Consider the following 24,323-nt stretch of genomic DNA (forward strand, 5'->3'; position numbering starts at 1 on the left):
TTCAGAACCAGTGAAGTCAGGATGATCAAGAGATCGCAGAGTGGCTCACTTTTCATCCGCCGTCCGTGGCCCTCGTTTCACCCGTTGCCGAGACCCCACACCCCTGTGAGTTTCACGACCAGCGTCACATCCTCATCGGCCGTGTCATGTTTTCCACATACGACACGGTTGTGAGATTTACGCACGCGCGAGATCGGTCAGCGCCGAAGCCCTCGGGGCCCGGCGGACGGCACTCCACGCCCCGCGTCTGCACCTCGCGCGTCCCGAGCGCCGCCGGGTTCAGTCGTTGCAGCCGCGGCCATTGCTCGGGTCGACGCAGGTGTTGATTCCGCGTCCACCATCGTTGCGGTTCGTGCCCGGTCCGCCGTCCAGGGAGTCATCGTGGGCTTCCCCGAAGAGCCGGTCGTTACCCGCGTTACCGAAGAGCTCGTCGTTGCCCCTTCCACCGCGGAGCTCGTCGTTGCCCCTTCCACCGAAGAGGGCGTCGTTGCCCAGGAAACCGGAGAGCCGGTCGTTGCCCGAGCCACCGGAAAGCTCGTCGTTGCCCGTTTCACCATGGAGCTCGTCGTTGCCCGATTCACCACGAAGGTCGTCGTTCTCCCAGCCGCCGAAGAGCTGGTCGTCGCCCGAGCCACCGAAGAGCTGATCGTTGTCCCTGTCCCCGTTGAGAGTGTCATTGCCCGAGCCACCGCAGATGAGGTCGTTCCCCCCGAGTGCGTAGACCGTGTCATTGCCTCCGAGCGCGAAGATCACGTCGTTGCCGGCGGTGCCGAAGATGACGTCGTTCTTCTCGGTGCCCACTCTGGTGGGTCTGGCGTGCTCACAGGTCGATTTGGTCGAGGTGGTCGAGGTGGTCGATTCCATGGCTCGCCTCGGTGTTCCGGGTGCGGCGACCGTTGTGGAGGTGGAAAAGACGAACAGCCCTCCGATGACGAGAACGATGAGTGCGGGCAGCGACCGGGCACGGGCACGGCGCCGGCCGGAGCACCCGGTTGGAGCCGTCATCGGCCGGTCGTCGTCAAAGGGGCGGGGCTCGAACATGGCTCGGCTGTCTCCTGGGTGAGGTGCGCAGCTGTCCCTCACAGAAAGTCACACTCTCGCCCAGCCCGCTCCGGCGCCCAGCGGGGCCGCATTCGCGCACAGGCCATTTTCGCAGCTCACGGCCGATAGACCGTGCACCATAAGCACTCCTTCGGTCGCCACCCGCACGGACCCGTCGGGAAAGCAGTGGTCGACCTGGGGAGGCCGACCGCCATGCAGAGGCTCCGCAGGTCGCACGATCAGAGTGGCCGCTGCGGTCCGAAGCACGGTCGCCCGGAGGAGGCGCCCGCGAAGACGGACAGGTCCACCTCTTCACCGGGGTCCCTCAGCTCCAGCCGAAACCGAGCCGTCGGAGTCTTTGCGGACGAAGGACGAGGGCGAAGATGCGGATGCGGATGATTCCGCGGTCGACCGGATCGAGAAACAGGGGAAGCCCGCACCCGCCAATGCGATTGCCCGGGAACTCGACAACCAGGTGGTCGACAGGCCGTCTCTGTCGACCACCGCTGACCAGTACCTCAGCCCTTCACGCAGATGACCTGCTTCAGCTTCGCCACGATCTCCACCAGGTCCCGCTGCTGGTCGATGACCTTCTCGATCGGCTTGTAGGCACCCGGGATCTCGTCCACGACGCCGGAGTCCTTACGGCACTCCACGCCCCGCGTCTGCTCCTCCAGGTCCCGCGTCGAGAAGCGCCGCTTCGCCGCGTTGCGGCTCATTCTGCGGCCCGCGCCGTGGGAGGCCGAGTTGAAGGACTTCTCGTTCCCGAGGCCCTTCACGATGTACGAGCCGGTACCCATCGAGCCCGGGATGATCCCGAAGTCGCCGGAGCCCGCCTTGATCGCGCCCTTGCGGGTGACCAGCAGGTCCACGCCCTCGTACCGCTCCTCCGCCACATAGTTGTGGTGGCAGGAGATGACCGGCTCGAAGGTCACCCTGGCCTTCCTGAACTCCCTGCGGACGACCTCCTGGAAGAGCCCCATCATGATCGCGCGGTTGTACTTCGCGTACTCCTGCGCCCAGAAGAGGTCGTGCCGGTAGGCCGCCATCTGCGGGGTGTCCGCGACGAACACCGCCAGGTCGCGATCGACCAGACCCTGGTTGTGCGACAGCTTCTGGGCCTCGCCGATGTGGTACTCGGCGAGCTCCTTGCCGATGTTCCGCGAGCCGGAGTGCAGCATCAGCCAGACCGAGCCCGACTCGTCGAGACAGAACTCGATGAAGTGGTTGCCGCTGCCGAGCGTGCCCATCTGCTTCGCCGCCCGCTCCCGACGGAACTTGACCGCGTCGGCCACCCCGTCGAACCGCGACCAGAGGTCACCGAACCCCGGCGCCTGGAGCCCGTACACCAGGCCCGGGTCGACCGCCTCGTCGTGCATCCCGCGTCCCACCGGGATCGCCCGCTCGATCTTCGAGCGGAGCCGGGAAAGATCTCCAGGGAGATCGTTCGCGGTGAGCGAGGTCTTCACGGCCGACATTCCGCAGCCGATGTCGACACCGACCGCCGCCGGACAGACCGCCCCGCGCATCGCGATCACCGAGCCGACCGTCGCGCCCTTGCCGTAGTGCACGTCCGGCATCACGGCGAGCCCCTTGATCCAGGGCAGTGTGGCGACATTCTGCAGCTGCTGCATCGCGCCGCTCTCAACCGTGGACGGGTCCGTCCACATACGGATGGGGACCTTCGCCCCCGGCACTTCTACGTACGACATACTTCCTCGATTCCCCCGATAAGCCTGAAAACGCAAAAACCATAGCCAAGGTCGGCGAAAGGGAAAGCGGACCGGCGTTCACAGCTGCGCGTGCGATACACATTGTGTCCATCGGCCTGCCTCGGGCGGCAACCAGATTTCCCGCTCGAGCACGTCGGAACACGACAGCACGCGACAGAAGGAGCTCGGCACCGTGCAGCGAAAGGCGTACGTCCCCGCCCTGGCGGCGCTCCTCGTCGCGCTCGCCGCCGGCTGCACCGGCGGAACCGGTGACGACGGCTCCGCCGCCGATGCCCAGCCGGGCGACTCGCCGGGCTCCGTCGCCGCACCCGGCAAGTACCGCACGCTCTACGAGCCCTGCGGCGCGGTCGAGCGCTCCACCCTCAGGAACCTGCTCCCGGGCACGGCCGAGCTGCCCGAGGAGCAGCAGGAGAAGGTGTACCAGGGCACGGCGGCCGTCACGTACGACACCGACCGCCGCGTCGGCTGCAGCTGGAAGGCAGACGCGCCGGACGCCTCGCACCACCTCCGTATCGACGTCGAGCGCGTCGTCTCGTACGACACGGACGTCAGCGACGACGACCGGGCGCAGGAGGTCTACGCCCGCAAGAAGGACGCGGCGCAGCTTCCGGCCCCCGCGGACCCGCGCGACGAGAAGGCCCAGCAGCCGCCGGCAGCGACCGGCTCCCCGACCCCCACGAGCAGCACCGCCGCAGGCACCACGGGCACCATCGACACCGCGGGCACCAACGCTCCCACCGCCCCCACAGGCACCCCCTCCGGCACCCCTGGCACCTTCGAGGGCCTCGAGCCCCGGGAGCTCGACGGCCTCGGCGACGCGGCCTTCCTCGACGACGCCCTCACCCGGGCCGGTTCCACCGCGCAGCACCGGACCGTGAGCGTGGTGTTCCGCACATCGAATGTGATCGTGACCGTCGAGTACATCGAGCAGCCCGCACGTACGACGGAGATCCCGGACAGCAAGGAACTCCAGGAAAAGGCGCAGGCCCTGGCCCGGAATCTGGCCGAGCGCTTCAACGAGTAGCGCGCCCTCCGTCCGCCCGGCACCGGCCGCGGCGACCGCCTGTCCGTGCCACCGGGTTCCCGCACCCGATCCCGCGGGATGCCCCCGCCGTCGTAACGTGTCGGCGTACCGTGGCCGACCGAAGGCTCCGTGCCGACCGGCCGCCCGGCCGTCCGTCCCGTCCCGCACACCGGCGGACCGTACGACACACCGAGTGAAGGAACCATGCACCGATCAGCCCCGCGACTCACCCGCATACTCGCCTGCGCCGCCGTCCCGGTGATGCTCGTCGTCGCCGGCTGCTCGTCGGACTCCGGCGGCGAGGACAAGTCCTCCGGCTCGGGCTCCTCCTCCGCGGCGTCCCCCGACGCGAAGCAGTCCGAGGCGACCGTCACGGCGGCGAAGTTCGCCAAGCTGCCCGAGCCCTGCAAGACGATCACCTCGAAGACGATCACCGAGCTGGTGCCGAAGGCGAAGAACAAGGCCGGTACGGCGGGCAGCTCCAGCGACACGACCGTCCGCGGCAGCTGCTCCTGGAACGGCCTGGAGGACAAGGGCACCAAGGGCTCGAACTACCGCTGGCTCGATGTCTCCTTCCTGCGGTACGAGTCCGACCCCGGCCTGGGCAGCGGCGAGAAGCGCGCCACGGACGCGTACGCCAAGGAGATCGCCAAGGCCGAGGGCACGGAAGGTGCCAAGAACGTCAAGACGTCGCCCGCGACGGGCATCGGCGACCAGGCGACGTCGATCAGCTACGACCTGAACAAGACGGACGAGACGTTCAAGTACGCGACGGTCGTTGCCCGTACCGGCAACGTCGTGGTCACGCTCGGATACAACGGGGCGGGCTACGCCGGGGCGAAGACCCCGGACGCGGCGGAGATGATGAAGAGCGCGGCGAAGGCGGTGAAGGAGGCTGCGGCCTCCGTCGCGACAGCCAACAAGTAGGCGGCCGGAGCGCGGGGCGCGGCGCATGTGCCCCACCCCCACGCACATCCCACCAACACACCCGTCAAGGGCTGTTGAACACACGGCCACGAGCCCGGGCCACCTCCCCGGAGGTCCGGGCTCCGCAACCGTGTGCCAGGCTTGGCCCGCGCCGATTCGGATGCGGCGGCGCCGGAATTCGATCCGAAATTCGATATCGGGAGGGGATCGCGGGTGGCCGCGATGCAGCTGACACGCACGCACCGCATACTCATCGGGGTCGTCGTCGCCGGAGCGGTGATCATCGCCGCGATCGGTTTCGCCGGGTCTTACGCCGCCGTACGCGAGCTCGCCGAGCAGAAGGGCTTCGGCAACTTCTCCCTGGTCTTCCCCATCGGCATCGACGCGGGCATCTGCGTGCTGCTCGCCCTCGACCTGCTGCTGACCTGGATCCGTATCCCCTTCCCGCTGCTGCGCCAGACGGCGTGGCTGCTGACGGCGGCAACGATCGCGTTCAACGGCGCCGCCGCCTGGCCCGACCCGCTCGGCGTCGGCATGCACGCCGTCATCCCGGTGCTCTTCGTGGTCTCCGTCGAGGCCGCCCGGCACGCGGTGGGCCGGATCGCCGACATCACGGCGGACAAGCACATGGAGGGCGTGCGGCTCACCCGCTGGCTGCTCTCCCCCATACCGACGTTCCGGCTGTGGCGGCGCATGAAGCTGTGGGAGCTGCGCAGTTACGAGCAGGTCATCAGGCTTGAGCAGGACCGGCTGATCTACCAGGCTCGCCTCCAGGCCCGCTACGGCCGCGCGTGGCGACGCAAGGCGCCGGTCGAGGCGCTGATGCCGCTGCGGCTCGCGAAGTACGGCGTTCCGCTGGCGGAGACCGCGCCCGCCGGGCTCGCCGCTGCCGGGATCGAGCCGGCGCTGCTGCCGCCGAACCCCGCGCCTGCCGCAGTGCTGCCCGCGGCCCCTGCACCGGCTCCGGTTCCGGTCGCGGCTCCACAGGGATGGCCCGAGGAGTATCCGCAGGCCCACCCCGACGAGCAGCAGCTGCCGCAGGACGGTGTCATCGGTCAGAGCTCCCACGAGAGCCCCTGGTTCAACGCGGTGCCGCAGGTTCCGCAGGAGGCGTACGAGAGCGCGTACAACCCGACGTACGTCGAGGGCCTGGAGCCGACCCCGGTCGCGGTCCCGGCCGGCCCGGACATCATGCCCATCGGCGCCCCGGGGCCTGGCCCCGGTGCCATCCCGGGCCCGCGCACCGAGCAGGGACCGGCGTACGAGCAGGCCGCCGAGGTCATGGATGATGAGCCGCTGCCCCTGGAGGACTCGGACTTCGCCGAGCTGGCGTACCCGGTCTTCAAGGAGTACGTGGACCTTCACGGCCGGTTTCCGAGCAACGACCAGCTCGACATAACCCTGGCCGACGTCCACGGCATCAGCCACCCGCGCAGCGGGAGCCTGCTGCGCGGCCTGATGCCGCAGTTCCAGAGCCGCTACCAGGCCGATCTCGAGGCGGAGCACATCGCGTAGTGGCCGGGGGCTGCGCCCCGGATCCGCGACTCCCTTCGGCCGTGCCGCGACCGGCGGACAGGCTCGCTCGAGCCGGCCCGGCCGAGAGCGGACGCACGGGAACGGACACGCACGCGAGACGGACGCCCCCGCCCCGGGCCTAAGCCCGGAGCAAGGGCGGGGACGTCAGGCCCCGAGCAGCTTCCGCACCCGCTCCGCCCCGACCGCCAGCAGCAGCGTCGGCAGTCGCGGCCCCGTCTCGCGGCTGACCAGCAGGCGGTACAGCAGCGCGAAGAACGAACGCTGGGCGACCTTCAGCTCCGGGGTCGGCTTGGCGTCCGGCTCCAAGCCCGCCATGACCTTGGGGACGCCGTAGACGAGCGTGGTGAGCCCGTCCAGCGACCAGTGCGAGTCCAGCCCGTCCAGGAGCAGCCGCAGCGACTCCCGGCCCTCGTCGTCGAGCGAGCCGAGCAGCTCGGTGTCGGGCTCGGAGCGGACGACCGTGCGGGCGTCGGCCGGGACCTGGGTGGTGATCCAGTTCTCGGCGCAGTCGAGGCGCGGCCGCACCTCGCCGAGCGACGCCAGCGGGTTCGCCGGGTCGAGCTCGCTGAGGATCCGCAGGGTCTGCTCGTCGTGACCGGCCGTGATGTCGACGACCGAGGCGAGCGTCCGGTACGGCAGCGGGCGCGGCGTGCGCGGCAGCTCACCGGCGGCGGTACGCACCGCGCGGGAGTGCGCGGCGGCGTCGGCCGGCAGTGCGGAGCCTCCGGCCTGCGAGGTGCCCCCAACGACCTTGGACTCCAGCTTGTCCCACTCGTCGTAGAGCCGCTGGATCTCCTGGTCGAAGGCGATCTTGAAGGACTGGTTGGGCTTGCGGCGCGCGTACAGCCAGCGCAGCAGCGGCGCCTCCATGATCTTCAGCGCGTCCGCGGGCGTGGGCACGCCACCGCGGGACGACGACATCTTCGCCATGCCGGAGATGCCCACGAAGGCGTACATCGGGCCGATGGGCTGCACGCCGCCGAAGACCTCTCGGACGATCTGCCCGCCCACGACGAACGACGACCCGGGCGACGAGTGGTCGACACCGCTGGGCTCGAAGATCACGCCCTCGTACGCCCAGCGCATCGGCCAGTCGACCTTCCAGACCAGCTTGCCGCGGTTGAACTCGCTCAGCCGGACCGTCTCGGAGAAGCCGCACGCCGTACAGGAGTACGTCAGCTCGGTCGTCGCGTCGATGTACTCCGTGACGGTCGTCAGGTCCTTCTCGCAGTTGCCGCAGTACGGCTTGTACGGGAAGTAGCCCGCGGAGCCGCCGCTGCCGTCGTCCTCGCCCGCCGCGCCGGAGCCCTCCTCGGCCTCCAGCTCGGCCTCGTCCAGGGGCTTCTGCTGCTGCTTCTTCGCCTGGGCCTTGGCCTTCGTCCGGTACTGGTCGAGGATGCCGTCGATCTCGGCCCGGTGCGTCATCGCGTGCAGGATCTGCTCGCGGTACGCACCCGACGTGTACTGCTCGGTCTGGCTGATCGGCTCGTACTCGACACCCAGCTCGGCAAGGGACTCGACCATGGCGGCCTTGAAGTGCTCCGCCCAGTTCGGATACCCGGAGCCCGCGGGCGCCGGGACCGAGGTCAGCGGCTTGCCGATGTGCTCGGCCCAGGAGCCGTCGACGCCGGGAACCTCTTCCGGCACCTTGCGGTAGCGGTCGTAGTCGTCCCAGGAGATCAGGTGGCGGACCTCGTGCCCCCGCCGGCGGATCTCGTCCGCGACGAGGTGCGGGGTCATGACCTCGCGGAGGTTGCCCAGGTGGATGGGCCCGGACGGCGACAGGCCAGAGGCAACCACGACCGGTTTCCCGGGCGCACGCCGTTCCGACTCGGCGATGACATCGTCCGCGAAACGGGAGACCCAGTCGGTCTCGGTGCTGCTCTGAGCCACGATCGGCACGTCCTTGAGTACTTGAGTCTGTCGAAGCCGGCGTAAGCCATTCTCCCAGACGGAACAACCGGCCCTGTGGTTGTCCACAGGCGCGCGGTTCGGCGGAGAAACAGGTTGCTCCCCCATGGGACACTTGACCACTGAATAAGCACGACCACCCACTGACAGGAACGGAAGCTCATGGCCTCGGTCCCTTCCCTCGCTTCGACCGTTCAGCAGCGCCTCGCGGACGCCCTCTCGGCAGCCCTGCCGGAGGCCGGCTCCGCCGACCCGCTGCTGCGACGTAGCGACCGGGCCGACTTCCAGGCCAACGGCATCCTGGCGCTCGCCAAGCGGCTCAAGGGCAACCCGCGCGAGCTGGCGGCCAAGGTCGTCGAAGCCATCCCGGCCAACGACGTCCTGAAGGAGATCGAGGTCTCCGGCCCCGGGTTCCTGAACATCACGATCACCGACGAGGCGATCGTGAAGACCCTCGCCGCCCGCGCGGCAGACGAGCGGCTGGGCGTTCCGTACGCCACCGGCGCCGGCACGACCGTGATCGACTACGCCCAGCCGAATGTGGCGAAGGAGATGCACGTCGGGCATCTGCGCTCCGCCGTGATCGGCGCCGCGATGGTCGGGATCCTCGAGTTCACCGGCGAGAAGGTGGTCCGGCGCCACCACATCGGCGACTGGGGCACCCAGTTCGGCATGCTCATCCAGTACCTGATCGAGCACCCCCACGAGCTGGACCACAAGGACGAGGGCACCGTCTCCGGCGAGGAGGCCATGTCCAATCTGAACCGGCTCTACAAGGCCTCGCGTGGCCTCTTCGACTCCGACGAGGAGTTCAAGGACCGGGCGCGCCGCCGGGTGGTCGACCTCCAGGCGGGCGACAAGGAGACGCTCGCCCTCTGGCAGCGTTTCGTCGACGAGTCGAAGATCTACTTCTACTCGGTCTTCAACAAGCTCGACATGGAGATCGACGACGCGGACGTCGTGGGAGAGTCCGGCTACAACGCCATGCTGGCCGACACCTGCCGACTGCTCGAGGAGTCGGGCGTCGCGGTCCGGTCGAACGGCGCGCTCTGCGTCTTCTTCGACGACGTGAAGGGCCCCGACGGCAACCCGGTCCCGCTGATCGTCCAGAAGTCCGACGGCGGCTACGGCTACGCGGCGACGGACCTGTCCGCGATCCGCGACCGTGTCCAGAACCTCGGCGCGACGACGCTGCTGTACGTCGTGGACGCCCGCCAGTCCCTCCACTTCAAAATGGTCTTCGAGACCGCGCGCCGCATCGGCTGGCTGAACGACGACGTCAAGGCCGTCCAGCTGGCCTTCGGCACCGTGCTCGGCAAGGACGGCAAGCCGTTCAAGACCCGTGAGGGCGAGACGGTGCGGCTGGTGGACCTGCTGGACGAGGCGATCGAGCGGGCGACGGCGGTCGTCGCCGAGAAGAAGGAGAAGGCGGGCCTGACCGACGAGGAGGTCGTCGAGAACGGTCGGTATGTCGGCATCGGTGCGGTGAAGTACGCGGACCTGTCGACTTCGGCGGTACGGGACTACAAGTTCGACCTGGACCAGATGGTGTCGCTGAACGGCGACACGTCCGTCTACCTCCAGTACGCGTACGCCCGTATCCAGTCGATCAAGCGCAATGCCGACGGCCGGAAGCCGGTCGCCCATCCGGAGCTCGAGCTGGCCCCGGCCGAGCGTGCGCTCGGCCTCCACCTGGACCAGTTCGGCGAGGTGCTGGCCGAGGTCGCGACCTCGTACGAGCCGCACAAGCTTGCGGCGTACCTGTACCAGTTGGCGTCGCTTCTCACGACGTTCTACGACCAGTGCCCTGTGGTACGGCCGGAGCCGCCGCTGGAGGTCGGGGAGAACCGGCTCTTCCTCGTCGACCTGACCGCCCGCACCCTCCACCAGGGCATGGCCCTGCTCGGCATCCGCACCCCCGAGCGCCTCTGACCCTGACACCTGAGCGGAAGGCGGCCCCGGCGATCACCTCGCCGGGGCCGTCCCGCGTTTCGTCACCTCGTCAGCGGGTGCGCGGGCCTTCCCGTGGTTTCCTCGATCTCGTCGTGGGCCTTCTTCAGCAACGTCTGCGCGACGTCCATCAGCGCCCGTGCGCCCGCGATCTCCTCGCCGACCCGGAGCTGTTCCGGGTCGGACGGGTGACGGCTCGCGTGCCCGTGGCCGCGGACTTCCGTGCCGTCGGCAAGCCGGAGCATCGCGGCCGCCCTGGTCTTGTCACCGTCCTCGAGAAATTCCATCTCGACGTGCCATCCGACGATCGTCTGCATGACGGATCACCTCCAGCGGTACCCCTCAAGAGTGCGCCGACCCATCGCTGATCACCACCTCGCTCACCTGGAGGTGGGTAGCTGACCAAATAGTCGGTACTTGTCCCCGTCTGCACGCGCGACAAGGATCACGGGCACATCTCCAGTGGCCCCGTCCCGAGGAACACGCCCATGCCTGCGAGCACCCACTCCCCCGTATCCGTTCTCGGCCTCGGCATGATGGGCTCCGCCCTCGCCGCAGCGCTCCTGAAGGCCGGCCACCCGGTCACGGTCTGGAACCGGTCCCCAGCCAAGACCGGCCCCCTCGTCGCCCAGGGCGCGCACCCGGCAGCCGCCCCCGCCGACGCAGTGACCGCAAGCCCTCTCGTCATCGTCTGCCTCCTGACCAACGACACCGTCCAGGAGGTACTCGACAGCCTCGGAGACACCGTCGCCGGCAAGACCCTGGTCAACCTGACCAACGGCACCCCGGCCCAGGCCCGACGGCTCTCGGAGTGGGCGGCCGGGCACGGCGCGACGTACATCGACGGCGGCATCATGGCCGTCCCGCAGATGATCTCGGGGCCGGAGGCGTACGTCTTCTACAGCGGCGACGAGCACGCCTACGAGGCCCACCGGACCACCCTCGCTGCCTTCGGCGGCACGAAGTGGGTGGGCACCGACCCGGGCCGTGCCGCCTTGTACGATCTGGCGCTGCTCACCGGCATGTACGGCATGGCTCTCGGCGTCCTGCAGGCCTTCGCCCTGGTCCGTACGGAGAACATCTCCGCCGAGGAGTTCTCGGAACTCCTCGTCCCGTGGATCGGCGCAATGCTCACGGGCGCCCCGGAATGGGGCAGGGCGATCGACACCGGCCGGCACCTCACCGACGTGTCCAGCATCGCCGTCAATCAGGCGGCCTTCCCGAACTTCCTGACCACCTTCCGCGATCAGGGCGTCGGCACGGAACTCTTCGAGCCGTTCCAGACGATCCTGGACCGCGCACTCGCGGAGGGCCATGCGGCGGACGGCCTTTCGCGCCTTGCCGACCTCCTCGCACTGAAGCGCTGACACCATCCCCACTGTCGTGCGCCCCGCCGTCTTCACCGCCGCCTGCGTCCGAACCGGATTGTCAGGGGCAGCTCCTACGGTTTCTGCCATGGCGATGATCCCGAATCCCCTGCCGAAGCTGGCTGCCGACCCCTCGGGCCGGTCGCTCGGCCTCCAACTGCCGCCCGGCCGGCTGGTCGACACGACGATGGACGGCCCCTGGCACGAGCCGCTGCTCTGGTACGCGGATGAGCCCGCTCGCCCCGGCAGTTGGTCCGCGCTCCTGCCCGCCCGCAGGACAGCCGGCCTGCACCCCGTCCTGATAGGCGTCGGCAGCAACCCTGAAAGGCACCCGGAGAACTGGGAGTTGGCCCCGGCGATGATGTCGTACCCGGGCGATCACGACGCCGAGGAGGTGCTGGCGGCCTTCTGGGAGGAGTACGCGTCGGACGAACTGGCCGCGCCCGAGGACCACCCCGGCCGGGACACCGTCGTCGAAGTCTTCGGCGAGCCAACGGCGGACGGCGAGACGGGGGAGCCGTTCGGCGCCGCGTGGCCGGGTCTGGCCCCGGCCGCGGCTCCCGGGGACGATCCGGACGAGGTGGCGGCCGAGATCGCCGACGCACTGCTTGCCGAGGACCCTGGGCTCATGGTGCCGCGGCTCGGCCTCGTCCCGGCGCGCCGCAGCGCCGACATACCCGCGGCGCTCGGCTGGACCGGGCCGCTCAACTACGAGAACGACGTGGCACGCCTCTGCTCCGTCCTGCGCTCATGGGAGGACCGCTTCGGGGTACGCGTCGTGGCGCTCGGCTTCGACCAGCTCGTGGTCTCCGTGGCGGCCCCGCCGACGACGACCGTCGAGGCGGAGGCCGTCGCCGCCGAACACTTCGCGTTCTGCCCGGACAGCATCACCCAGGGCAGCTTCTCCGCCCTGGGCGAGTACGCGGCCAAGGCGGTCCTGGGCCAGTCCGCCTGGTCCTTCTGGTGGGACTGAACCGCCTGGCCCGGCAGCAGCCGGACACCACAGGCCGAGGCCCCCACCGGTCGCCGGCGGGGGCCTCGGCCATGGACCGCACCGACGTCAGACGATCTTGTCGTAACGCAGGGCCACGTAGCTGCTGTACGGGTGGCCGTCGATGGAGCCGCTGTTGATGTCCGCGGACGAGTAGTTCATGTCGGTGGACGGGTTGGACTGGGAGGAGTTGAAGGTGCCGGCGGCCTTGTCCCTCCAGCCCGCGAAGAGGATGACGTGCGCCTGGGAGTAGGTGAGGATGTCGCCGGGCCGCAGGTCGCTCTTGGAGATCTGGTGGGAGACGGTGGGCAGGCTGTAGGTCGTCAGCGACGGGTTGGGGTGCCAGGCCATCGACACGAAGCCGGAGCAGTCGGTCCGGTACTTCACGTCGGCCGTCGGTCCGTACTCCCCGTTCGCCACGTTGGTGCGCTGGCTGTACTGGATGTTCCGGTCGTACCAGTTCTTGGCGCGGGCCATCACCTCGCTGCGCGTGATCTGACCGTCCGCGGACGAACTCGGCACCACGTAGGAGCAGTCGTTGCCGAACAACGACAGCAGCGTCTGCGTCCAGCCGCTCGCGAGTGAGGGCACGGCGCCGGATCACACGTCGGCCGCCGACAGCTGCCCTGCAGGTGCAGCTGCGCGGCTCTGTTTCGGGTGTGGCGCCCGGTGACAGCACTTACTCTCGCGGCTCCGAAAGCCCACCGGAAGAGAGATCGACTGGCCCTGACTGGCCTTGTCCCATTGCATCCTGAGGCTGATCCGGAACGCCGAGAGCCCCGCTGTTCACCAAGGAACAGCGGGGCTCTCGGAAGCGGAGCGGCGGCGGGGCGGCCGCTCAGCGGGCGAGCTTCTGCGCGACCTCCGTCGCCCAGTACGTCAGGATCATCTGCGCACCGGCACGCCGAATACCCGTCAGCGTCTCCAGGATCGCCTTGTCCCGGTCGATCCAGCCCTTCTCGGCCGCCGCCTCGATCATCGCGTACTCACCACTGATCTGGTACGCGGCCACGGGCACGTCGACCGCGTCCGCGACGCGCGCCAGCACGTCCAGATAGGGACCCGCCGGCTTGACCATCACCATGTCGGCGCCCTCCTCCAGATCCAGCGCCAACTCCCGCATGGCCTCGCGCAGATTGGCCGGGTCCTGCTGGTAGGTCTTGCGGTCGCCCTTCAGCGACGACGCGACGGCCTCCCGGAACGGCCCGTAGAAGGCCGACGAGTACTTGGCGGTGTACGCGAGGATCGCCACGTCCTCCTTGCCGATGGTGTCCAGCGCATCGCGGATGACGCCGACCTGACCGTCCATCATTCCGCTGGGACCCACCACATGGACGCCGGCGTCGGCCTGGACCTGGGCCATCTCCGCGTACCGCTCCAGCGTGGCGTCGTTGTCGACGCGCCCGGCCTCGTCCAGCACGCCGCAGTGCCCGTGATCCGTGTACTCGTCCAGGCACAGGTCGGACATGATCACGAGTTCGTCGCCCACCTCGGCCTTCACCGCACGGATGGCGACCTGCAGAATCCCGTCCGGATCGGTGCCCGCCGTACCGGCCGCGTCCTTCTTCGCGTCCTCGGGCACGCCGAAGAGCATGATCCCGGAGACTCCCGCCTCCCGAGCCTCCACCGCGGCCTTGCGCAGCGTGTCCAGCGAGTGCTGCACGACGCCCGGCATCGCCGCGATCGGCACCGGCTCCGTCACGCCCTCCCGTACGAACGCCGGGAGGATCAGATCAGCCGGATTCAGGCGGGTCTCGGCGACCATGCGCCGCATTGCGGGGGTCGTACGCAGCCGACGCGGCCGCGAGCCGGGGAAGGATCCGTACGCAGTCATACGTCCACGCTACGCCGCGGCGAGGGGGGTTTTTACCGACACCGCGCCGGAGCGGAACCGGCCCACAGGCCCGGGAGGGGGTCCGCAGGGGTGCCCCCGCAGGATTCGGCAGCTAGCGCGGGGTGCCCCAGCTCGCCCAACCGAATCCGAGGAGGTACCCCGGAGGGCACCCGACCCCACCCACCGGGCGTGGCCCGGGCCCACCGGGGGGCCGGGCCCCACAAGGCTTGCGGCCCCACTGGGGCGGGTCCCCCAGGCCCACCGGGGCGGCCCCCACCGAATCGGCACCCGGCACCGGGGGTTGTGCCCACCCGTTCCGCCCTGCGGAACGAATGCCCACAACAGTCAGGGCGTGCCGCGCCCACAACAGGTGGGCGCGGCAACGCCCGGCTGCCCACAACGGGGGGCGGGGCAGAGCCCCCCGCGTTACGTCACGTCGTGCGACGCCTCCGCGCGCCCGGCCGCCGCTCGCTCGGGCGGGTGACCGGGTCGCCCGCCTCCATCGCCGCCTCACGCCGCCGCGCCCCGAACTCCGCCAGCGCCTCCGCCAGCTTGTGCACCGACGGCTCCGGCGACAGCACGTCCACCCGCAGCCCGTGCTCCTCCGCGGTCTTCGCGGTCGCGGGGCCGATGCAGGCAATGACCGTCACGTTGTGCGGCTTCCCGGCGATCCCCACCAGGTTCCGCACCGTGGAGGACGACGTGAACAGCACCGCGTCGAACCCGCCACCCTTGATCGCCTCGCGCGTCTCGGCCGGCGGCGGCGACGCCCGCACGGTCCGGTACGCCGTGACGTCGTCGACCTCCCACCCGAGCTCGATCAGACCCGCCACCAGCGTCTCCGTGGCGATGTCGGCCCGCGGCAGGAACACCCGGTCGATCGGGTCGAAGACCGGGTCGTACGGCGGCCAGTCCTCCAGCAGTCCGGCGGCCGACTGCTCCCCGCTCGGCACCAGGTCCGGCTTCACACCGAACTCGACCAGGGCCTTCGCGGTCTGCTCGCCCACCGCCGCGACCTTGATCCCGGCGAAGGCACGGGCGTCGAGCCCGTACTCCTCGAACTTCTCGCGCACCGCCTTGACGGCGTTCACCGATGTGAAGGCGATCCACTCGTACCGCCCGGTGACAAGCCCCTTGACCGCGCGCTCCATCTGCTGCGGCGTCCGCGGCGGCTCGACCGCGATCGTCGGCACCTCGTGCGGCACCGCCCCGTACGAACGAAGCTGGTCGGAGAGCGAAGCAGCCTGCTCCTTCGTACGCGGTACGAGGACCTTCCAGCCGAACAGCGGCTTGGACTCGAACCACGCGAGCTGGTCACGCTGGGCCGGGGCACATCGCTCGCCGACCACGGCTATGACGGGCCGGTGGCCCTCGGGCGAGGGCAGCACCTTCCCCTGCTTGAAGACCTGCGCAATGGTTCCAAGCGTGGCCGTCCACGTCCGCTGACGCGTCGTCGTACCGGCGACGGTCACGGTCAGCGGGGTGTCGGGCTTGCGCCCGGCCGCTACCAGCTCACCCGCCGCGGCGGCCACCGAGTCCAGGAACGTCGACACGACGACGGTCCCGTCCGACGCCCCGACCTCCGTCCAGCACCGGGCGCCAGCCGTGCGCGCGTCGATGAAGCGCACATCGGTGCCCTGCGCGTCGCGCAGCGGCACTCCGGCGTACGCGGGCACGCCGACCGCCGTCGCGACGCCCGGCACGACCTCGAACGGAATGCCTTCCGCCGCGCACGCGAGCATCTCCTGACCGGCGTTGCTGTCGAGCCCGGGGTCACCGCTCACCGCACGGACGACCCGCTTGCCGCCCCGCGCGGCCTCCATGACAAGATTGGTCGCATCCCTCAACACGGGGACACCGACGGTCGTTGACGCATCGTCAACAACCGTCAGCTCAGGCGTGCTCACGCCCGCCCTCGCATGGCCGCGAACGACTTCGAGGACATCGGGCTCGGCGATCAGCACGTCCGCGCCCGACAGCGCCTCCACGGCGCGCAGCGTCAGCAGCCCCGGGTCGCCGGGACCGGCGCCGAGGAAGGTGACGTGCCCGGCAGCGGAGTACGCCGAAGCGGCAGAGGTGGCAGTGGTGGGGCTCAAAGTGCTCGCTCCCCCATAAGACCGGCCGCACCCTTGGCGAGCATCTCGGCCGCGAGTTCGCGACCGAGCGCCACCGCGTCGTCGTGCGACGTGGGTACGGGACCGGTGGTGGACAGCTGCACCAGCGTGGATCCGTCGGTCGTACCGACGACACCGCGCAGGCGCATCTCATGAACAACCTGTCCGTCGGCCAGCAGGTCGGCCAGCGCACCCACAGGTGCGCTGCAGCCGGCCTCCAGGGCGGCGAGCAGGGACCGCTCGGCCGTCACGGCGGCCCGCGTGTGCGGGTCGTCGAGCTCGGCGAGCGTGGCGGCGAGATCGGCGTTCGCCGAAAGGCACTCGATCGCCAGGGCCCCCTGGCCGGGGGCGGGCAGCACCGCGTCGACCGACAGGAAGTCGGTCACGTCCTCGATCCTGCCGATACGGTTCAGCCCGGCCGCGGCAAGCACCACGGCGTCCAGCTCCCCGTTTCGTACGTATCCGACCCGGCTGTCGATGTTCCCGCGGATCGGCACGGTCTCGATCCGCAGCCCGTGGGAACGCGCGTACGCGTTGAGCTGCGCCATCCGCCGCGGCGAGCCGGTGCCGACCCGGGCGCCCGCCGGCAGCCGGTCGAGCGTCAGCCCGTCCCGCGCCACGAGCACGTCACGCGGGTCCTCACGGCGCGGAATCGCGGCCAGCACCAGGTCGTCGGGCTGCGCGGTCGGCAGGTCCTTCAGCGAGTGCACCGCGAAGTCCACCTCGCCCGCGAGCAGCGCGTCGCGGAGCGCGGTGACGAACACACCGGTGCCGCCGATCTGCGCGAGGTGCTCGCGCGAGGTGTCGCCGTACGTGGTGATCTCGACGAGCTCCACGGGACGCCCGGTCAGCCTGGTCACCGCCTCCGCCACCTGCCCGGACTGGGCCATGGCGAGCTTGCTGCGCCTGGTCCCCAGCCTCAAAGCCTTCTCGGCCCTCTCGGTCATAGTCGCCCTCGGTTCTTGACGTCGGCGTCGTTCAGGTCGGCCCGGCTGACGGATGCGACCGTCTCCGGGTCGAGGTCGAAAAGTGTGCGCAGCGCGTCCGCGTACCCGGCACCGCCGGGCTCCGCGGCGAGCTGCTTGATCCGCACGGTGGGGGCATGCAGCAGCTTGTCGACGACGCGGCGCACGGTCTGGGCGATCTCCGCGCGCTGCTTCTCGTCCAGGTCGGGAAGCCGCCCCTCCAGCCGTGCGACCTCGCCGGCCACCACATCGGCGGCCATGGTGCGCAGGGCGATCACGGTCGGCGTGATGTGCGCCGCGCGCTGCGCGGCGCCGAATGCGGCGACCTCGTCGGCGACGATCGTGCGCACCTGGTCGACGTCGTCGGCCATCGGGGCGTCCGCGGACGCCTCGGCGAGCGACTCGATGTCGACGAGACGGACGCCGGGGATCCGGTGCACGGCGGCGTCGATGTCCCGGGGCATGGCGAGGTCGAGGAGCGCCAGGCGGACCGGGCCGGTGCTCTGCGCGCGGACGGTACGACGTCCCGGGGCACCACGGCGGTCCGCCGCGGCGTTCTCCACCCAGGCGCCGTGCAGGCCCATGTCGTCGGCCGGCAGCCCGGCTGCCGCAGCGGCGGCCGTGTCGTCGAGCCCGACCGGGCCCCCGTCCTCGGTGAGGAGGGCGGGGTTCTCGGCGACGCGCTCGAACCCGGCGAGGCGCGCGATGACCTCGGCGTCCGCTTCCGTGACGGCGGCGACCGTCTCCGCGGCGTCCGCAACCGTCTCCCCGGCGTCCTCGACCGCGTCCGACACACCGCCGGGCACGGCCTCGCCGAGGGCTTCGGCGACCGCCTCGGCCGTCAGCACCAGCCCCGTCGCGCCGGTGCAGGACACCACGACGTCGACTCGTGTCAGTTCGTCCGCGACCGCGTCCATGGGCACGGCCCGCGCGGCGACTCCGGTACCTCCCCCAGGGCTTCGCCTGGGGGCGCCCCCGGACTCGGTCAGGATCTGCACGAGCCGCTCGGCCCGCTCCTGCGTCCGGTTGGCGACGACGATCTCCGCGACACCGGCCCGCGCCAGCGTCGCCGCGGCGAGCGACGACATCGAACCGGCGCCGATGACCAGCGCCCGCTTGCCCGCCGCCCACTCGTCCACGGGCGCGCCGCACGACAGCTGCTCCAGGCCGAACGTGACGAGCGACTGCCCGGCCCGGTCGATCCCGGTCTCGCTGTGGGCTCGCTTGCCGACCCGCAACGACTGCTGGAAGAGGTCGTTCAGCAGCCGGCCCGCGGTGTGCAGATCCTGGCCGAGGGCGAGGGCGTCCTTGATCTGGCCGAGGATCTGCCCCTCGCCGATGACCATGGAGTCGAGACCGCAGGCCACCGAGAAGAGATGGTGGACGGCGCGGTCCTCGTAGTGCACGTACATGTAAGGAGTGAGCTCCTCCAGCCCGACGCCGCTGTGCTGGGCGAGCAGGGTGGACAGCTCGGCGACGCCGGCATGGAACTTGTCGACGTCGGCGTAGAGCTCGATGCGATTGCACGTGGCGAGGACGGACGCCTCGACCGCGGGGTCCGCGGCAAGCGTGTCCTGCAGCAGCTTGACCTGCGTGTCCGCGGACAGCGAGGCCCGCTCCAGCACGCTGACCGGGGCGCTGCGGTGACTGAGTCCGACGACCAGGAGGCTCATGCCGGCATCACGGCGGGGACGTCCCCGTCGGGTCCCTTCCGGCCCGTGGCCGCACCGGTGGTTCCTCGCGCCGCAGGCGACGCGGACGCCACGGGCGGCACGGAGGACGCGGCAGGCGCCGTGGCGCCCTCCGCCTCCAGCTCCTCACCTGCCTTGCGCTGCTCGTGGAACGCGAGGATCTGCAGCTCGATCGACAGGTCGACCTTGCGTACGTCGACGCCGTCCGGCACCGTCAGCACGGTCGGGGCGAAGTTGAGGATGGACGTGACGCCCGCGGCGACCAGTCGGTCGCACACCTGCTGGGCGGCGCCCGCAGGGGTCGCGATGACCCCGATGGAGACGCCGTTGTCCGAGATGATCTTCTCCAGCCCGTCCGCGTGCTGGACGGGGATCCCTGCGACCGGCTTTCCTGCCATCGCCGGGTCGGCGTCGATCAGGGCGGCGACGCGGAAGCCACGCGAGGCGAACCCACCGTAGTTCGCGAGGGCGGCGCCGAGGTTACCGATACCGACGATCACGACCGGCCAGTCCTGGGTGAGGCCGAGCTCGCGGGAGATCTGGTAGACGAGGTACTCGACGTCGTAGCCGACGCCCCGGGTCCCGTACGAGCCGAGGTAGGAGAAGTCCTTCCGCAGCTTCGCGGAGTTGACCCCCGCCGCGGCCGCGAGCTCCTCGGAGGAGACCGTCGGCACGGAACGCTCCGACAGCGCGGTCAGTGCGCGCAGATACAGCGGAAGCCGGGCGACCGTGGCCTCGGGGATTCCTCGGCTGCGAGTCGCCGGTCGGTGAGTTCGGCCAGTTGCCACGGTGCTCCTGCGGGATGAGCGAGGCTGCAGGCGGCCGTACGTCGCAAGACCGCCCCGTCGAATGCAGGCTATGTCTTTGTGAACGCGTGCACAAAGATGGTGTCCGCTTTGTCCGAGCAAAGTGACCGGGGTCACGCGAGCCGGACACGCGATCCGGGAACCCTGGACCGCTTTCGTCCGTAGAAAACCCAAAGGGGGCAAAGCGCTGCACACTCCTCACGACTCTGCCCCCGAGACCCCAGCAAAACGCCCACGATGGTAACCGCCTTTCGCGTCATGCCCCCAGTTCGCGGCGGAGCCGGCCCGCGTCCACACGCCAGAACGTGTGCTGCTCACCGTCCACCAGGACGACCGGAATCTGCTCCCAGTACTCCCGGTGCAGCTCCTCGTCCTGCGTGATGTCCCTCTCCTCCCACGCGGCGCCCGTCTCCGCGCAGACCTCCTCGATCACGGCCCGCGCGTCGTCACAGAGGTGACACCCGGGCTTCCCGATCAAGGTCACGACCCGGTCGCCGGCCTTCTTCTTCGTACGCCGCAGCAGAGGACTCATGCCCCCATTCTCCGCCCGCTCCCGCGCCCGGGGCGGCGCGTCCGAACGGTCGGGTTTAACAATCCGGCCGCCCAGAGTTCACGACTTCGCATCCCCGTGAGTCGGGAAGTTCCGAACTGACTGGCTATGCTCACGTCATGGCCGCACTGGGATGGCTCACCCCACGCAGGCGCTCCGCGACCGCCCGGAGCGTCCTCGCAGGCGAGGCCGCCGCCGAAGCAGCACGCAAGACCTCGCAGCAGTTCGAGGCGGACGCGGAGACCGAGGCCCCGGACACCGCCGCCGCCAGGCGCAAGGAGCCGGACTTCCCGGTCGTCGGGGACGTCCGCGCCGCAGCCTTCTTCGACCTCGACAACACGGTCATGCAAGGCGCGGCGATCTTCCACTTCGGCCGAGGCCTGTACAAGCGGAAGTTCTTCCAGCGCCGCGAGCTGGCGCGGTTCGCCTGGCAGCAGACGTGGTTCCGGCTCGCCGGGGTCGAGGACCCGGAGCACATGCAGGACGTACGCGAGTCCGCGCTGTCCATCGTCAAGGGCCACCGCGTCTCCGAGCTGATGTCGATCGGCGAGGAGATCTACGACGAGTACATGGCCGACCGCATCTGGCCCGGTACACGCGCCCTGGCCCAGGCCCACCTCGACGCAGGCCAGAAGGTGTGGCTGGTCACGGCCGCGCCCGTCGAGACCGCGACGATCATCGCCCGCAGGCTCGGCCTGACCGGCGCGCTCGGCACGGTCGCCGAATCCGTCGACGGCGTGTACACCGGCAAGCTGGTCGGCGAGCCGCTGCACGGCCCCGCGAAGGCCGAGGCGGTGCGCGCCCTGGCGGCGGGCGAGAACCTGGACCTGGCCCGCTGCGCGGCGTACAGCGACTCGCACAACGACATCCCGATGCTCTCGCTCGTCGGGCACCCGTACGCGATCAACCCGGACACCAAGCTGCGCAAGCACGCGCGCGAGCGCGACTGGCGGCTGCGCGACTACCGGACGGGCCGCAAGGCGGCCAAGGTCGGCATTCCGGCCGCTGCGGGCGTCGGGGCCCTGGCGGGCGGCACGGCGGCAGCCGTCGCCCTGCACCGCCGCCGTCGCTGACGCAGGCGGCCACGGGTGGGCGCCTGCGCCCGCTTAGGCGCCGACGGTTCACCACCGGCACCACGGCGTCCGCGACGCGCGCCGCATTCCGGTTCTCCTGCCCATCCGCGTGTCCCGCCAGTCCTGTTGCGGGCACATGGGCACAACCCATCACGCGCTGCAGCAGATCGCGAAGTAATCCGATCAATAACCGATCACAATCTGCGACTCGATCCGCCGCTATCTCGTAACAGAAGCAACGGAATCGATGATTTGAGCAACTGGGTGTAGCGCTGCCTGTACGAAGCGTTATTCTCCTCAGACGCATCAAGGACTCGCCACATCGTCACGACGAGTGAACGGTCCCGCACTGCCCGTGATGGAAGCTCTGCCTCTGGGAGTCCCGTGTACCCACACGTCGGGGTTGACGCCTCGGGCCTGGCCACGCTCCGCGCAACGGTCGCCGACCACCTGCGCGGTTTCGTCCCCACCGCGTACGCCGGCCCCGCCTTTGCCGCGCCGGGCCCTGCCGCCCTCGGCCCTGCCGGCCCCTGCTACGCCCTGGCGGACGGCGGTGCGGCAGTCGGGAGACGGGGTGCCCGTGGGGGCGCCGGCACTTCGACCACCGCCCGCCGCCCGAGCGCCGACAGCGACAGTGCGCGCATGATGGAACTCGTCGAGCGCGCCCAGGCCGGCGAAGCCGAGGCCTTCGGCCGGCTGTACGACCAGTACAGCGACACCGTCTACCGCTACATCTACTACCGCGTCGGCGGCAAGGCGACGGCGGAGGACCTCACCAGCGAGACCTTCCTGCGCGCCCTGCGCCGTATCTCCACCTTCACCTGGCAGGGACGCGACTTCGGCGCCTGGCTCGTCACGATCGCGCGCAACCTGGTCGCCGACCATTTCAAGTCGAGCCGCTTCCGACTGGAAGTGACCACCGGCGAGATGCTCGACGCCAACGAGGTCGAACGCAGCCCCGAGGAGTCGGTCCTCGAGTCGCTCTCGAACGCCGCACTGCTCGAGGCCGTGCGCAAGCTCAATCCGCAGCAGCAGGAATGCGTCACACTCCGCTTCCTGCAGGGGATGTCGGTGGCCGAGACCGCACGCGTGATGGGCAAGAACGAAGGCGCGATCAAGACCCTCCAGTACCGCGCCGTCCGTACGCTGGCAAGGCTCCTCCCCGACGACGCCCGCTGACCCTCCCGAGCACTCCTGGCGCCCCACGGATTCCCCTGCTCCGCCACGAACGTCCCCCCACGAACCAGTCCCCCACATCAAGCCCCCCACGCTGCCCCGTCCCTTCAACTCACCACCCGTGAGCGGCTGATGACGCACTGGTCCGATCATCCTTCGCGCGTAACCCAACTGCCGAGCCGCTCGTTGTGCGGAATGCAGGCTCCCTGCGGTCACGCCATGCCCGCGACCACTCACTCGATCGTGTGGTTGTACTCAAGGCATGCAACCTTCCGGACCTCCCGGGGAGTCGACCGTCATGACGAGAGGAGGTGCCGCCAGTGATCGCGAACGTTTCGGCGCACCGGCGGGCGAACGCCTTCGCCCAGGCCCTGGAGAATCAGACGCTCCGGGGCGCGGCGGCCGAGCAGCCCGATGATTCGGCCGAACCGGCCGAGCAGGGGCGGCTGTTGGCCCTGGCGAACGGCCTCGGCGAGCTGCCGAAGCCCCAGTTGGATCCCGAGGTCAAGGTGGTGCAGCGAGCCCAGCTCGTTGCCGCCATGGAGGCCATGCTCCTGGAGGGCGCAGCCTCCGAAGGAGGTGCGTCCGGGGGCCCTGCGGTCCCGAAACAGCGACGCACCTCCGGCCGCGGCGCCCACCGGGCATCACCGCTTCGAAAACTCCGCCCGCGCTCCCGCTGGTCCAAGGGCCTCGCGGCCGGCGGGCTCACCGTCGGAGTCGCCGCGGGCGCCTTCGGTGGAGTGGCCGCCGCCAGCTCCGACGCCCTCCCCGGTGACTCGCTCTACGGGCTGAAGCGAGGCATGGAGGACCTCAAGCTCGGCATGGCCGACGACGATGCGGACCGCGGCGGGCTCTACCTCGACCAGGCCTCGACCCGGCTCAGCGAAGCCCGCCGCCTCATGGAGCGCACCCGGGCCGGCGAGCTGGACCACGAGTCGCTCGGCGAGGTCAGGCGCGCCCTGACCGGAATGCGCCACGACGCCACCGAAGGCCACCGGCTCCTCCACCAGGCCTACGAACGGGACGGCTCACTCGGCCCCATCGCGACCCTGTCCTCGTTCGCCAGCGCCCACCGCGACACGTGGAACGGTCTGCGGAGCCGCCTCCCGGCCCAGCTCACCGACGTCGGCAACGAGGTGAGTTCGGTCTTCGACGCCATAGACCAGGAAGTCGGACCGCTCCAGTCGCTGCTTCCCCGCACTCCCGAGAAGGAGAGCGGCGGATCCCAGCGCCCCGGAGCGTCACCCGACGCCCCCACGGGCCCGTCCGGTTCGTACGGCACGGACCACCCGTCGTCGTCCTCGCCCTCCGCGGGCCAGTCGGACGGCAGCGCCCGGCCCCACCCGTCGGGGTCCGGCTCGACGGCGGACGAAGGCCTGCTCGGGGGCAACACCGGCGGCCTGCTCACCCCCCCGCAGAGCAGCACGACGCCGTCCGCCCCGACCGGCTTCGACCCGGACGACCCTGTGCCGGACGTGACGATCCCGCCGCTGCTGCCGGGCTTGCTGCCGGGCCTCGGCCTCGACACCGCGGACGACGACTAGGGCCTGTGTTAGGTCGTGATCAATCTTGCCGATCCGGATCCGCCTGGAAGGCGGATCCGGTAGGAAGACGAGCGTGACGCGCAGACAACT

Annotated in this window: 20 protein-coding genes and 1 pseudogene; 9 read left to right on the forward strand and 12 right to left on the reverse strand. The window is 70.1% G+C overall.

Annotated features, from left to right (window positions below; translation table 11 throughout):
* Positions 1 to 279: 279 nt before the first annotated feature.
* The 3 genes and pseudogenes from ACWCP0_RS39800 to ACWCP0_RS39810 all read right to left on the reverse strand — a co-directional run bounded on the left by ACWCP0_RS39800 (position 280) and on the right by ACWCP0_RS39810 (position 2,753).
* On the reverse strand, positions 280 to 801 hold the full coding sequence (locus tag ACWCP0_RS39800) for a calcium-binding protein (RefSeq protein WP_451083607.1): 522 nt from the start codon (positions 799 to 801) through the stop codon (positions 280 to 282).
* 512 nt (positions 802 to 1,313) lie between these two features.
* Positions 1,314 to 1,555, reverse strand: a pseudogene (locus ACWCP0_RS39805) (hypothetical protein); the annotation flags it as partial.
* Positions 1,556 to 1,559: 4 nt separating this feature from the next.
* Complete coding sequence (locus ACWCP0_RS39810) at positions 1,560 to 2,753, reverse strand: RtcB family protein (protein WP_451083608.1); 1,194 nt, start codon at positions 2,751 to 2,753, stop codon at positions 1,560 to 1,562.
* Between the two features lie 193 nt (positions 2,754 to 2,946).
* Here ACWCP0_RS39810 and ACWCP0_RS39815 point away from each other — a divergent pair, with 193 nt between their 5' ends.
* The 3 genes from ACWCP0_RS39815 to ACWCP0_RS39825 all read left to right on the forward strand — a co-directional run bounded on the left by ACWCP0_RS39815 (position 2,947) and on the right by ACWCP0_RS39825 (position 6,240).
* The gene (locus ACWCP0_RS39815) at positions 2,947 to 3,798 is read left to right on the forward strand and encodes a DUF3558 domain-containing protein (RefSeq protein ID WP_451083609.1); all 852 of its coding nucleotides are present in this window, start codon (positions 2,947 to 2,949) and stop codon (positions 3,796 to 3,798) included.
* Positions 3,799 to 4,002: 204 nt separating this feature from the next.
* Complete coding sequence (locus ACWCP0_RS39820; RefSeq protein WP_451083610.1) at positions 4,003 to 4,725, forward strand: DUF3558 domain-containing protein; 723 nt, start codon at positions 4,003 to 4,005, stop codon at positions 4,723 to 4,725.
* 213 nt (positions 4,726 to 4,938) lie between these two features.
* Positions 4,939 to 6,240: a DUF2637 domain-containing protein gene (locus ACWCP0_RS39825; protein ID WP_451083611.1), complete on the forward strand. Its 1,302-nt coding sequence runs from the start codon at positions 4,939 to 4,941 to the stop codon at positions 6,238 to 6,240.
* A 165-nt stretch (positions 6,241 to 6,405) separates the two neighbouring features.
* Here the strand turns inward: ACWCP0_RS39825 and lysS are convergent, their stop codons facing one another.
* Positions 6,406 to 8,163: a lysine--tRNA ligase gene (gene lysS / locus ACWCP0_RS39830; protein WP_451083612.1), complete on the reverse strand. Its 1,758-nt coding sequence runs from the start codon at positions 8,161 to 8,163 to the stop codon at positions 6,406 to 6,408.
* A gap of 171 nt (positions 8,164 to 8,334) precedes the next feature.
* On the opposite strand from lysS, the gene argS reads away from it, so the two are divergent.
* A complete protein-coding gene (argS, locus tag ACWCP0_RS39835) occupies positions 8,335 to 10,104 on the forward strand; it encodes an arginine--tRNA ligase (RefSeq protein WP_451083613.1) in 1,770 nt (589 codons plus the stop codon).
* A gap of 62 nt (positions 10,105 to 10,166) precedes the next feature.
* Here argS and ACWCP0_RS39840 read toward each other — a convergent pair whose 3' ends face one another.
* The gene (locus ACWCP0_RS39840; protein ID WP_451083614.1) at positions 10,167 to 10,439 is read right to left on the reverse strand and encodes a DUF1876 domain-containing protein; all 273 of its coding nucleotides are present in this window, start codon (positions 10,437 to 10,439) and stop codon (positions 10,167 to 10,169) included.
* 171 nt (positions 10,440 to 10,610) lie between these two features.
* Between ACWCP0_RS39840 and ACWCP0_RS39845 the strand changes: the two genes are divergently transcribed.
* Complete coding sequence (locus ACWCP0_RS39845; RefSeq protein ID WP_451083615.1) at positions 10,611 to 11,489, forward strand: NAD(P)-dependent oxidoreductase; 879 nt, start codon at positions 10,611 to 10,613, stop codon at positions 11,487 to 11,489.
* 88 nt (positions 11,490 to 11,577) lie between these two features.
* Positions 11,578 to 12,462, forward strand: a complete 885-nt coding sequence (locus ACWCP0_RS39850) for a DUF4253 domain-containing protein (protein ID WP_451083616.1) — start codon at positions 11,578 to 11,580, stop codon at positions 12,460 to 12,462.
* 87 nt (positions 12,463 to 12,549) lie between these two features.
* Here ACWCP0_RS39850 and ACWCP0_RS39855 read toward each other — a convergent pair whose 3' ends face one another.
* The 7 genes from ACWCP0_RS39855 to ACWCP0_RS39885 form a co-directional block, all read right to left on the reverse strand.
* Complete coding sequence (locus ACWCP0_RS39855) at positions 12,550 to 13,071, reverse strand: hypothetical protein (protein WP_451083617.1); 522 nt, start codon at positions 13,069 to 13,071, stop codon at positions 12,550 to 12,552.
* Positions 13,072 to 13,318: 247 nt separating this feature from the next.
* Complete coding sequence (gene hemB, locus ACWCP0_RS39860; RefSeq protein WP_451083618.1) at positions 13,319 to 14,314, reverse strand: porphobilinogen synthase; 996 nt, start codon at positions 14,312 to 14,314, stop codon at positions 13,319 to 13,321.
* Positions 14,315 to 14,745: 431 nt separating this feature from the next.
* The gene (locus ACWCP0_RS39865) at positions 14,746 to 16,410 is read right to left on the reverse strand and encodes a uroporphyrinogen-III synthase (RefSeq protein WP_451083619.1); all 1,665 of its coding nucleotides are present in this window, start codon (positions 16,408 to 16,410) and stop codon (positions 14,746 to 14,748) included.
* Positions 16,407 to 17,375 carry a hydroxymethylbilane synthase gene (gene hemC / locus ACWCP0_RS39870; RefSeq protein WP_451083620.1) on the reverse strand — a complete coding sequence of 323 codons (969 nt, stop codon included), beginning with the start codon at positions 17,373 to 17,375 and terminating at the stop codon, positions 16,407 to 16,409. The genes ACWCP0_RS39865 and hemC overlap by 4 nt, the downstream gene beginning before the upstream one ends.
* Positions 17,372 to 19,066 carry a glutamyl-tRNA reductase gene (locus ACWCP0_RS39875; RefSeq protein ID WP_451083621.1) on the reverse strand — a complete coding sequence of 565 codons (1,695 nt, stop codon included), beginning with the start codon at positions 19,064 to 19,066 and terminating at the stop codon, positions 17,372 to 17,374. Before ACWCP0_RS39875 ends, hemC begins: the two co-directional genes overlap by 4 nt.
* Positions 19,063 to 19,872, reverse strand: a complete 810-nt coding sequence (locus tag ACWCP0_RS39880) for a redox-sensing transcriptional repressor Rex (protein ID WP_451083622.1) — start codon at positions 19,870 to 19,872, stop codon at positions 19,063 to 19,065. Before ACWCP0_RS39880 ends, ACWCP0_RS39875 begins: the two co-directional genes overlap by 4 nt.
* A 274-nt stretch (positions 19,873 to 20,146) precedes the next feature.
* Positions 20,147 to 20,422: a glutaredoxin family protein gene (locus tag ACWCP0_RS39885; RefSeq protein WP_351234539.1), complete on the reverse strand. Its 276-nt coding sequence runs from the start codon at positions 20,420 to 20,422 to the stop codon at positions 20,147 to 20,149.
* 137 nt (positions 20,423 to 20,559) lie between these two features.
* Here ACWCP0_RS39885 and ACWCP0_RS39890 point away from each other — a divergent pair, with 137 nt between their 5' ends.
* From ACWCP0_RS39890 to ACWCP0_RS39900, 3 genes are all read left to right on the forward strand, one after another.
* Positions 20,560 to 21,513, forward strand: coding sequence for an HAD family hydrolase (locus tag ACWCP0_RS39890; protein WP_451083623.1), 954 nt, complete (start codon positions 20,560 to 20,562; stop codon positions 21,511 to 21,513).
* A 384-nt stretch (positions 21,514 to 21,897) separates the two neighbouring features.
* Entirely contained in the window at positions 21,898 to 22,692 is a 795-nt protein-coding gene (locus ACWCP0_RS39895) for an ECF subfamily RNA polymerase sigma factor, BldN family (protein WP_451083624.1), read from the forward strand.
* A 317-nt stretch (positions 22,693 to 23,009) separates the two neighbouring features.
* The gene (locus tag ACWCP0_RS39900; RefSeq protein WP_451083625.1) at positions 23,010 to 24,233 is read left to right on the forward strand and encodes a DUF5667 domain-containing protein; all 1,224 of its coding nucleotides are present in this window, start codon (positions 23,010 to 23,012) and stop codon (positions 24,231 to 24,233) included.
* The last annotated feature ends 90 nt before the right edge of the window (positions 24,234 to 24,323 follow it).

This window comes from Streptomyces sp. NPDC001970 (genome assembly GCF_053594115.1).

What these genes read in the sequence shown, in the direction of transcription:
- ACWCP0_RS39810 (WP_451083608.1), bottom strand. Translation starts at nt 2,753, where the DNA reads ATGTCGTACGTAGAAGTGCCGGGGGCGAAGGTCCCCATCCGTATGTGG.
- ACWCP0_RS39820 (WP_451083610.1), top strand. Translation starts at nt 4,003, where the DNA reads ATGCACCGATCAGCCCCGCGACTCACCCGCATACTCGCCTGCGCCGCC.
- argS (WP_451083613.1), top strand. Translation starts at nt 8,335, where the DNA reads ATGGCCTCGGTCCCTTCCCTCGCTTCGACCGTTCAGCAGCGCCTCGCG.
- ACWCP0_RS39840 (WP_451083614.1), bottom strand. Translation starts at nt 10,439, where the DNA reads ATGCAGACGATCGTCGGATGGCACGTCGAGATGGAATTTCTCGAGGAC.
- ACWCP0_RS39845 (WP_451083615.1), top strand. Translation starts at nt 10,611, where the DNA reads ATGCCTGCGAGCACCCACTCCCCCGTATCCGTTCTCGGCCTCGGCATG.
- ACWCP0_RS39850 (WP_451083616.1), top strand. Translation starts at nt 11,578, where the DNA reads ATGGCGATGATCCCGAATCCCCTGCCGAAGCTGGCTGCCGACCCCTCG.
- hemB (WP_451083618.1), bottom strand. Translation starts at nt 14,314, where the DNA reads ATGACTGCGTACGGATCCTTCCCCGGCTCGCGGCCGCGTCGGCTGCGT.
- hemC (WP_451083620.1), bottom strand. Translation starts at nt 17,375, where the DNA reads ATGACCGAGAGGGCCGAGAAGGCTTTGAGGCTGGGGACCAGGCGCAGC.
- ACWCP0_RS39875 (WP_451083621.1), bottom strand. Translation starts at nt 19,066, where the DNA reads ATGAGCCTCCTGGTCGTCGGACTCAGTCACCGCAGCGCCCCGGTCAGC.
- ACWCP0_RS39885 (WP_351234539.1), bottom strand. Translation starts at nt 20,422, where the DNA reads ATGAGTCCTCTGCTGCGGCGTACGAAGAAGAAGGCCGGCGACCGGGTC.
- ACWCP0_RS39890 (WP_451083623.1), top strand. Translation starts at nt 20,560, where the DNA reads ATGGCCGCACTGGGATGGCTCACCCCACGCAGGCGCTCCGCGACCGCC.